Below are 10,311 nucleotides of genomic sequence, written 5' to 3'. Positions count from 1 at the left end.
TTCGCCCGATGTGAAGTCGCGGATTGTGTCGCGGCCACCATTGAAAATAAACGTGTCCGCGCCCGCGCCACCAATCAGGGTGTCATCCCCAAAACCACCTGAAAGCTGGTCGTCGCCTGCGCCGCCATTCAAGTGGTCTTGGCCATCGCCGCCTGACAGAATATCGTTACCTGCGCCGCCTTTTAGCGTGTCGGCACCGGCTTCGCCTGAAAGGAAGTCATCGCCAGCGCGACCAAAAAGAATATCGTCGCCACTGCCACCCATAACGCTGTCGCTGCCGCCACCTGAAAAAATCAGATCGAATCCGGTACTGCAGGTGAAGCTTTCAGGTTGATTCATTCCGTTGATAACCAAGCCGTCTATGGCCGAGCCTTGATCACCAAGCGCATTACGCAAGGCGTCAATGTTATTGACGGCAATCATCTGCAAAGGTGTCAGCGTATTGTTCGGCCCGCCTTGATCCGCAGCGGGGTCGGGTAATGGGTTGCTATCGGGTGTTGGTTTTGCAGGACCAGGGTAGCCAGGCACGATGATCGACGAAAGACGTGACCCACCAATCAAGTCCGAGGTTTGCAGGCTGCGATAGTCGATTGCACCACCATCTGCGCTTTGGACGATCAGGGTTTCTGGTCCATATACGATTTGCATTCCGTCAGGACGAATTGAAATAGAGAGCTGGCTAATATCGCGCAGCATTGGCCAAAGCGACAAATCAAGCTTGTCCTCTCCAACTATGAAGTCCGTGATTGTATCGGCTTTGCCATCGGCAGTGAGAATAAACAAATCTGCGCCAGCACCTCCCGACATGATATCACCACCCGCACCGTCGCGTAGTATGTCTGCGCCAGCACCGGCGTTGATGACATCTGCGCCGTTATGACCTTGTAAAATATCGCTGCCCGCTGTGCCAGTTAAAGCACCGCCCGCAAAGACGGCAGTCGCTGTGATTCCGGCAAAGCCAGTCTCATAGTGTAGCTGTGAAATGCCTGCCTCTGAACTGCTTGCCACAAAGATATCCAGACCTGAGGCACGCCGGATTGCGGCCAATGCGCTCACGTTATCAAGTGTGTAGTCAACCGTATCCTCGATGCTTGCGCGGTGCACCAACAAGCCGCCATCGAGTAACATTAGCACCGACAAACCATCGTCCGCCCCACCTGCGATAACATATGTCTTGCCGTCGCTTTCAACGATTTCCAGCGCGGTCACCCCTCCAAAGCGTGTTTCGCGGCTGTCCATCAAATGGTCGCGCACGGCCATGCTGCCGTCGGGCGCGATTTCCACGACGCTTAGGCTGTCGGTGTTGGCGCTGGCCACAATCGCGTAGGTTTTCCCACCGATAAAGGCGGTCGCAATGGCTGTTGGCGCATCGATCCAAAGGCCGTCACTAGTCCCAATTGATTGCACGTTTGTTAGCGTGCCATCAGCGGTGACGCTGCGACTGGTCAGGCCGTTCTGGTTGGCACTGATGCTTAGCAGAAATACCTGTCCTGCTATCGTGACGTAGGTGGTGCCGGTAATTTGCGACGCAGTATTTGCCGTTGGGTCTTGTAGGACAGTATGACCAATCAAAGCACCTTCGTCAGTGAACCGCATGCGACCAATACCAATGGCGCCAGCGAGCGCACCAAAGACGGCTTGTGTGCCATCGGGCAACGCGATCGTGCTCGCGTGTTGAAATCCATGAAACGTGGGGGGAAGCGTCGTAAGCGCACTTGCTGCTGTGAACGCCCCCGTTCCGCCCAAACTAACCAGTTGTAGATCCCCGTTTTGTGCGCCGCCTGTTAGAATGCCTGTTGAAGACCCCAAAGAAATCGTGGCCAACCCGCTTACTGCGCCAGCCTGCAATGGGCCCTCAAAGGCGCGGTTATCCCCAAGTTCAATCTCGCTAGATCGAATGTCCCAATGTTGAAGAACCCCGTCATAGCGTGTCGTGCTATACAGATGCGTTGATCCGCCGACCATGACCAGCGCCAAGTCGGTAATGCGCGAATGGCCGACGCTATCGCCGGACACGGCGAAGCCGGTAAAGTTGAGTGTTGACATAAAAGCCCCCCCCCGGAACCAATGGTCGTCAAAATATCAGGGTATTTTGGCACCCTCGGGGGATTGGTACGTGAACCATGCAAGTCACCAAAGTGGAGCTTGGCGCGCAATTGATTCAACAAAACGATACAATTACCTCAAAAGCACTTTGAGTTTGAACGAGCCTCGCTCGAAGCCCTGGAATCAGAAATCTTTAACTGGTCGTGATGACATCGCAAGAGCACTGCAGGCGTAGCTCAAAACCTGGTGCTTGCGCGGAATGTTATCTGATCCAGTCTAGGGTTTTGCGCTGGCACCCATTGCGGTTTTTCCCATGTTTGCCGGAGTGTTAGAAGATCAGGTCGTGCCCGCATCGTCTTGGGATACAGCGGATATTGTGCAAATCGAAGCGCGAAGGATTAGGTGCGCGGCGCACGGGTTTTGGCTTGTCTCATGCCTCTCCCTAACTGTTGTTCCAAATAACGGGCGGCATTGCGATTTGATGGTCGCTGTGCGGTTTTTTCAGCCCACAGAAACTGCTTAAAATTCGATACAACTCATGGCGATGCGACCAAACAGATCACCCTAGTCAGTATCGTACCCATTGCGGTTTTTGGATTGCCACGCCCATGTGCTTGCAGCCATGTCGTCTAAGCCATGCGTTGCGTGCCAGCCCAGTTCTGCGTTGGCACGGCTTGCATCAGCTTGCATTGCTGCCACATCACCTGCCCGACGCGGGCTTTGCTTGGTGGGAATATTGCGCCCTGACGCGATCTCGAACGCTGCAACCATATCGCGCACGCTGTAGTTCTGTCCTGTGCCAATGTTGAAGGGCCGTGCGCCATTGTGCACAGCGGCATAGCCAAGAGCCGCGACATGTGCCCGCGCCAGATCAACGACGTGGATATAGTCGCGTAATCCTGTGCCATCAGGCGTGTCATAATCATCGCCAAACACCTCGAGCACGTCCCGTTTGCCGATGGCAACTTGGGCAATAAATGGCATCAGGTTGTTTGGAATATCGCGCGGGTCTTCGCCAAGGTCAGCCGAGGGATGCGCGCCGACCGGATTAAAATACCGCAGCAGCACGGCCGTGCGGTCTGCGTGCGCCGCGACCCAATCCGTCAAAATCTGCTCTGCCATCAGCTTTGTGCGGCCATAGACCGACATGGGATTTGTTGGGTGGGCTTCATCATAGGGCAAATACTGCGGTTCCCCATAAACGGTGGCAGAGGACGAAAAGATGATGCGCTTGCAGCCAGCGCGCTCCATTGCGTGTAGCAGCGTCAGCGTACCTGTGATGTTTACATCATAGTAATAGAGCGGTTTTTGCGCGCTTTCACCAACGGCCTTGAGGCCCGCAAAATGGATCACGGCCTCTGGGGCGAATGCTGCCATCACTTCGTCCAGTTTTTTGGCATCACGTACGTCACCGACGAAATCGGTGATTTGGCCGTTAGAAAGGGCACGCACGCGGTTCAGGACTGTGGGGGTCGCGTTCGCATAATTGTCGAGCACGCAGACCACATGGCCCTGCGCCATCAGTTCCAGCAGTGTGTGACTGCCAATGTATCCCGCACCACCGGTGACCAAAACGCGCATATAGTTGTCTCCATTAATTCCGTTGGAGACTAGGCAGTCTGTCGGCGCGGTTCAACGGCCAGATCAGTGCGCACGGTGCTGCAAGGGTTCATTCAGCTATGAATGCGAAGGTTGGCGCGATTTAACCCCTTTCCGGAAGGTTGCAACGCACATGTCAAATGAAACTCCGAACCTGTCTTTACCATTCATCATGCCGGCGCAGGCGCAAAAGCACGTCACGCATAACGAAGCAATCGAGTTGCTGGATATGATTGTGCAGCTGACGCTTGAAGGAGTGGCGGCCACTGTTCCGGCTTCATCGCCGATCGACGGTCAATCTTGGGCGCTAGGCGCACCTGCGACGGGTGCTTGGGCTGGCAAGGACGGGATGATTGCATCTTGGCGCGGCGGTGGTTGGCTTTTTGTTGCCCCGCAAGAAGGTTGGACGGCGTGGTGTAAAGATGACGCTGACCTCAAAGTCAGGACGGGTGGGGGGTGGCAAACAATTGCGTCGATCGCTGCGGCGTCCTGACGCGATTCTAGCCTCGCATGCTAAAACGACAGTTTTTGCCGCCGCGTTAGCATCGACTGACAGTGAAGACACTCGAAACGGAGGCGTTTGACCAGATTGGTCATGCGCCTTTTTTGCCATGCAAGCCAAAACTCCTGAAAGATCGCCAACTTTTGCGGCGGAAAAGCTGGCCAAGGGGGCCGACGACCCCATATGCGACGATAAGGGGCGGAAACTTGTCGCTGGGTGCTTGCGACGCCAACGGGCCTCTGTTACATCGCGCAAGATTTTGCTGCTCTCGCATAAGCGGGGGCCAACCAAATTGCCCTCTTGTTTTGCCCGATCTTCGGGTATCAATGAGACTGGGCCCAAGATATCGGAAGGCTACACGTGTCCGAAACTGCTGGTATTTCGACAGGCATCGCCAAGCGCTATGCAACCGCTGTGTTTGACCTCGCCACTGAAGGCAAGGCCATCAAGGCGCTCGAATCAGATGTCGCTGCTTTGGAAGCGGCAATGGCTGAAAGCGAAGATCTGCGCACATTGCTGAATTCACCGCTTTATAGCCGTGATGATCAGGCAGCTGCGATCGCTGCTGTCGCGAAGAAAATGAAACTCTCTGACACCACAAGCAATGTGCTGGCGCTTTTGGCCGCAAAGCGCCGCTTGTTTGTGATGCCGCAACTTATTGCCGTCTTGCAAGATATGCTGGCGGATGCGCGTGGCGAAGTCACAGCCGAAGTGACTTCTGCAAAGAAGCTCACGAAGGCGCAGACTGAAAAGTTGGCGCAAACACTCAAGTCCCAAGCGGGCAAATCTGTTACCATCAAAGAAACCGTCGATGAAAGCATTATCGGCGGTCTTATCGTAAAAGTGGGCTCTAAGATGATCGACACGTCGATTGCCTCCAAGCTCAACGCACTCCAGAACACAATGAAAGAGGTCGGATAAATGGCGATCCAAGCGTCTGAAATCTCTGCGATCCTAAAGGACCAGATCAAAAACTTTGGCCAAGAAGCCGAAGTGGCCGAAATTGGCCGCGTACTTAGCGTAGGTGACGGTATTGCCCGCGTTTACGGCCTAGATAACGTACAAGCCGGTGAGATGGTCGAATTCCCCGGTGGTATCCGCGGAATGGCTTTGAACCTCGAAACTGACAACGTCGGTATCGTTATTTTCGGTTCAGACCGTGACATCAAAGAAGGCGACACCGTAAAGCGCACGAATTCCATCGTGGACGTGCCTGTTGGTGACGAACTGCTTGGTCGCGTTGTTGACGGTCTGGGTAACCCGATTGACGGCAAAGGCCCGATCAACGCGAAAAAGCGTGCGGTTGCTGACGGCAAAGCCCCTGGCATTATCCCACGTAAATCCGTTCACGAGCCGATGGCCACTGGCCTGAAGTCCGTTGATGCGATGATCCCGATTGGCCGTGGCCAGCGCGAGCTGATCATTGGTGACCGTCAGACAGGTAAAACTGCTGTGGCGCTGGATACGATCCTGAACCAGAAGTCGTACAACGACGCTGCAACTAAAGAATATGACAAGCTGTACTGCGTTTACGTGGCGATCGGCCAAAAGCGTTCAACAGTTGCGCAGCTGGTTAAGAAACTCGAAGAGTCCGGCGCGCTTGAGTATTCAATCGTTGTGGCTGCGACAGCATCCGACCCCGCACCTTTGCAGTTCTTGGCACCTTACGCCGCAACAGCGATGGCAGAGCACTTCCGCGACAACGGTCGTCACGCACTGATCATCTATGATGACTTGTCCAAGCAGGCTGTGTCTTACCGCCAGATGTCCTTGCTTCTGCGTCGCCCACCAGGGCGTGAAGCTTATCCTGGTGACGTTTTCTATCTTCACTCCAGACTTCTTGAGCGTTCATCAAAGCTGAACGAAGATAACGGTTCTGGTTCCTTGACGGCGCTGCCGATCATTGAAACCCAAGGTGGTGACGTGTCTGCGTTTATCCCGACAAACGTTATTTCGATCACCGACGGTCAGATCTTCCTTGAAACCGAACTGTTCTACCAAGGTATCCGCCCTGCGGTGAACACTGGTCTGTCAGTTTCACGTGTTGGTTCGTCTGCACAAACGAACGCAATGAAGTCCGTTGCTGGTCCTGTGAAGCTTGAGCTTGCGCAGTACCGTGAAATGGCTGCATTCGCGCAGTTCGGTTCCGATCTTGATGCCGCAACACAGCAGTTGCTGAACCGTGGTGCGCGTCTGACCGAGCTGATGAAGCAAGCACAGTATTCGCCACTGACGACCGCAGAAATCGTCTGCGTGATCTATGCCGGTACGAAAGGTTATCTTGATAAGATCGCCGTAACTGATGTGGGCCGCTTCGAGGCTGGTTTGCTCAAGCATCTGCGTACAAATGCGTCTGATGTGCTTGAGATGATCACCAAAGAAGATCCGAAGATCAAAGGCGACGCCGAAGCAAAGATCAAAGCCGCTTTGGACGCATTCGCAGCCGATTTCGCTTAATTCTTAAGGTAAGGAGACGAACACGTGCCTAATCTTAAGGATCTTAAAAATCGGATCGCGTCGGTCAAGTCGACCCGCAAGATTACGAAGGCTATGCAAATGGTCGCGGCAGCAAAACTGCGCCGCGCCCAAGAAGCAGCCGAAGCGTCACGCCCCTACACAGAGCGTTTCAACGCTGTGATGGCAGGGCTTGCCGCGGGTTCTGCTGGATCAGAAGCTGCACCAAAGTTGTTGTCCGGTACGGGCAGCGATCAAGTGCACCTGCTGATCGTTATGACAGCGGAACGCGGCCTTTGCGGTGGCTTCAATGGTAACATCGCCAAGCTTGCAAAAGCGCATGCGAAAAAGCTGTTGGCTGCGGGAAAGACTGTAAAAATCCTGACCGTCGGCAAAAAAGGCCGCGATGCGATCAAACGCGACTTGGGCGATCACTTTGTCGGCCACGTTGATCTGTCTGCTGTTAAGCGGCTAGGCTATATCGACGCGCAAGGCATCGCAAAAGACGTGCTGACACGCTTTGACACTGCAGAATTCGATATCGCGACGATCTTTTTTGCGCGTTTCGAAAATGTGGTGACGCAGCATCCAACTGCGCAGCAAATTATCCCTGCAAAGTTTGAAGTTGCCGAAGACGCCGAAGTCACATTGTACGATTACGAGCCAAGTGAAGAGGAAATCCTCGCGGATTTGCTGCCACGTGGTGTGGCAACTGCGATCTTTTCTGCGCTGCTTGAAAATGCAGCGTCTGAGCAAGGTGCGCGGATGTCCGCAATGGACAATGCGACCCGCAACGCTGGCGAGATGATCGACAAGCTGACCATCCAGTACAACCGCTCGCGGCAGGCCGTCATTACCAATGAGCTGATTGAAATTATTTCGGGCGCGGAAGCGCTTTAGACTGACAGAACCGGAGACGAAACATGGCTAATGCAAAAGGCAAAATCACGCAGGTGATTGGCGCCGTTGTAGACGTTCAGTTTGGCGATGATCTTCCTGAGATCTTGAACGCGCTGACGACTATGAATAACGGCAAGAAACTTGTGCTTGAAGTGGCACAGCACCTTGGCGAAAATACAGTGCGCGCAATTGCGATGGACGCGACCGAAGGTCTGGTCCGTGGCCAAGAAGTGATCAACACTGAAGGACCGATCACGGTTCCTGTTGGTAATGGCACTTTGGGCCGCATCTTGAACGTGACCGGTGATCCGGTTGACGAACAGGGCCCGGTCAAAGCGACAGAGCGTCGTTCGATCCACGGTGAAGCGCCAGCATTTGCTGACCAGTCCACCGAGACAGAAATCCTTGTGACAGGTATCAAGGTAATCGACCTTTTGGCGCCTTACACAAAGGGTGGTAAAATTGGCCTCTTCGGCGGTGCGGGTGTTGGTAAGACAGTTTTGATCATGGAACTGATCAACAACATCGCCAAAGTGCACTCTGGTGTGTCCGTGTTTGCGGGCGTTGGAGAGCGTACACGCGAAGGTAACGACCTTTACCACGAGATGATCGAATCTGGCGTTATCGTTCCTGATGACCTTGAGAAGTCAAAGATTGCACTGGTCTACGGCCAGATGAACGAGCCTCCAGGTGCGCGTATGCGTATTGCATTGACAGGTCTTTCCTTGGCCGAGCAGTTCCGCGACGACACAGGTTCCGACGTTCTGTTCTTCGTCGACAACATCTTCCGCTTTACACAAGCGGGTTCCGAGGTTTCGGCGCTTTTGGGCCGTATTCCTTCTGCTGTTGGCTACCAGCCTACACTGGCCACCGACATGGGTGCGATGCAGGAACGTATTGCTTCGACAAAATCCGGTTCGATCACGTCCGTGCAGGCCGTTTACGTGCCTGCCGATGACTTGACCGACCCAGCACCAGCGACATCGTTTGCGCACCTTGATGCGACAACTGTTCTGGACCGTGCGATTTCTGAAAAAGGCATCTATCCGGCTGTGGACCCGCTTGGTTCCACATCGCGTTTGCTTGATCCACAGATCATCGGCGAAGAGCACTACAAGGTGGCAACAGACGTGCAGCAAGTTCTGCAGCGTTACAAATCCTTGCAGGATATCATCGCGATTTTGGGCATGGACGAATTGTCAGAAGACGACAAACTGGCCGTGACACGCGCACGCAAACTCGAGCGTTTCTTGTCCCAGCCGTTTGACGTTGCCAAAGTCTTTACAGGCTCTGACGGTGTGCAGGTTCCTTTGGAAGAAACAATCGCGTCCTTTAAGGCGGTTGTTGCGGGTGAATACGATCACCTGCCAGAAGGTGCTTTCTACATGGTTGGTGGTATCGCTGACGTGAAAGCCAAAGCCGAGAAAATGGCTGCAGCCGCAGCTTAATAGAACCGTAAGGAGCCTATGATGGCAAACCTACAATTCGATCTGGTCTCGCCCGAGCGCCGTTTGGCGTCGGTCGAGGCGACCGAGGTTCAGATCCCGGGCGCAGATGGCGACATGACAGCAATGGCTGACCATGCACCGACCATCACAACATTGCGCCCCGGTATCTTGACCGTGGTTCACAGCGGCGGCTCTGACGCGTATGTGGTATCCGGCGGTTTCGCCGAGATCACAGCGACAAGCGTTTCGGTTCTGGCCGAGCAGGCCCTGCCAAAGGCAGAGGTCACGCAAGAGGTTTATGAGCAGATGGTCGAAGATGCCAAAGCTGCTTATGGCCGCGCGCAAGAGACCTTCAAGAACGAGCCGGGCCCAGTTGATGACGCAGCAAAGCTGTTGTCTGATATGGTAGCAATGGGCGGGCACATTGGTCTGATGACCAAGAGCTAAGCTTTTGAAAAATTAGTAAAAGGGCCTCGCATTGCGGGGCCCTTTTGCATTTATGGAGGGGCTGGTTGAAGCACGCCACGCAGTGTCGCTTGATCATAAGATGCGACCGCGCCATTTACGGTACTGTTCGAGCCACCAATAATCTGGCGCGCGTTTAGGCCCGCGCCTTCTGGACCAAAGAGTGTGCCCGAAAGCGTGTTGTCGATGACGAACGTGTTGACCGCATCGTCAAGAGTCCCGGAAATTCTAAACGAAATTGCAGCTTCGCCGCTGGGTCCTTCGGTCAGTGTGCCGCTCAAGAAATCGATTGTCCCCTCATAGCTGACGACTTGTGGCACACCGTTTTCATCAGGTGGTTTGCCAAGGAATCCCGTGGCACTTCCCGAAACCGTGCGATCTATGACCCCGACGGACATCATTGTTTCACCTGTGATGCTAGCACCTACGGCAGCATCGGTGTTTCCAACAAGGAGGATCAGATACCCCTCATAGTCCAGATTACCCGATGGCGGGATGTTGGAGGAAGAGAGTAGGCCACTCATCGGCGTGACGCCACCTTGGATAGCATTTCCGAAAACGACATTCTGCTCGGCTAAGAAGGTAGTATAGACACCATCTGGATCGGCGACATCAAGGACACGAAAAGCGGTGACAAATGGCTCTTCGCCCCCTCCGCCACCATCACCATCACCATCACCATCGCCACCATCGCCCCCGCCGGATCCGCTGCCACCTCCACCGCCAGAGATGGGATTGCTGGCTGATGTACTCGCACCGCCGCCGCCGCATGCTGACAGTCCCATGGTAAGTACCAAACCCGACAAAAAAAGAACAAACATACGTGGCATAATAAAACCGACCCTAGCGTTTCCAAAATATTAAGGATTAGCTATCAGTTAATTATTAACCAAATCT

Annotated in this window: 9 protein-coding genes; 6 read left to right on the top strand and 3 right to left on the bottom strand. The window is 54.2% G+C overall.

What is annotated here, in order from left to right; genetic code table 11:
• Positions 1–2,046: calcium-binding protein (locus QZ197_RS12135; protein WP_296432254.1), on the bottom strand; the 2,046-nt coding region annotated here is incomplete at its 3' end.
• Between the two features lie 564 nt (positions 2,047–2,610).
• On the bottom strand, positions 2,611–3,627 hold the full coding sequence (gene galE, locus QZ197_RS12130) for a UDP-glucose 4-epimerase GalE (RefSeq protein ID WP_296432253.1): 1,017 nt from the start codon (positions 3,625–3,627) through the stop codon (positions 2,611–2,613).
• Between the two features lie 151 nt (positions 3,628–3,778).
• Between galE and QZ197_RS12125 the strand changes: the two genes are divergently transcribed.
• The 6 genes from QZ197_RS12125 (at position 3,779) to QZ197_RS12100 (ending at position 9,396) form a co-directional block, all read left to right on the top strand.
• Positions 3,779–4,138: a DUF2793 domain-containing protein gene (locus QZ197_RS12125; RefSeq protein ID WP_296432252.1), complete on the top strand. Its 360-nt coding sequence runs from the start codon at positions 3,779–3,781 to the stop codon at positions 4,136–4,138.
• Positions 4,139–4,507: 369 nt separating this feature from the next.
• The gene (locus QZ197_RS12120; RefSeq protein ID WP_296432251.1) at positions 4,508–5,068 is read left to right on the top strand and encodes a F0F1 ATP synthase subunit delta; all 561 of its coding nucleotides are present in this window, start codon (positions 4,508–4,510) and stop codon (positions 5,066–5,068) included.
• Entirely contained in the window at positions 5,069–6,604 is a 1,536-nt protein-coding gene (gene atpA, locus QZ197_RS12115; protein WP_296432250.1) for a F0F1 ATP synthase subunit alpha, read from the top strand.
• A gap of 24 nt (positions 6,605–6,628) precedes the next feature.
• Positions 6,629–7,501: a F0F1 ATP synthase subunit gamma gene (locus QZ197_RS12110; protein ID WP_296432249.1), complete on the top strand. Its 873-nt coding sequence runs from the start codon at positions 6,629–6,631 to the stop codon at positions 7,499–7,501.
• A gap of 23 nt (positions 7,502–7,524) precedes the next feature.
• The gene (gene atpD / locus QZ197_RS12105; RefSeq protein ID WP_296432247.1) at positions 7,525–8,949 is read left to right on the top strand and encodes a F0F1 ATP synthase subunit beta; all 1,425 of its coding nucleotides are present in this window, start codon (positions 7,525–7,527) and stop codon (positions 8,947–8,949) included.
• A gap of 18 nt (positions 8,950–8,967) precedes the next feature.
• On the top strand, positions 8,968–9,396 hold the full coding sequence (locus QZ197_RS12100; protein WP_296432246.1) for a F0F1 ATP synthase subunit epsilon: 429 nt from the start codon (positions 8,968–8,970) through the stop codon (positions 9,394–9,396).
• 50 nt (positions 9,397–9,446) lie between these two features.
• On the opposite strand, the gene QZ197_RS12095 is transcribed toward QZ197_RS12100, so the two are convergent.
• Positions 9,447–10,235, bottom strand: a complete 789-nt coding sequence (locus tag QZ197_RS12095) for a hypothetical protein (RefSeq protein WP_296432245.1) — start codon at positions 10,233–10,235, stop codon at positions 9,447–9,449.
• Between the last annotated feature and the right edge of the window lie 76 nt (positions 10,236–10,311).

The sequence above is a fragment of the Yoonia sp. genome (assembly GCF_017854415.1).
Classification (GTDB): domain Bacteria; phylum Pseudomonadota; class Alphaproteobacteria; order Rhodobacterales; family Rhodobacteraceae; genus Yoonia.
Note: the sequence above shows the minus strand (reverse complement) of the source record. Positions and strands in the feature narration are given on the sequence as shown.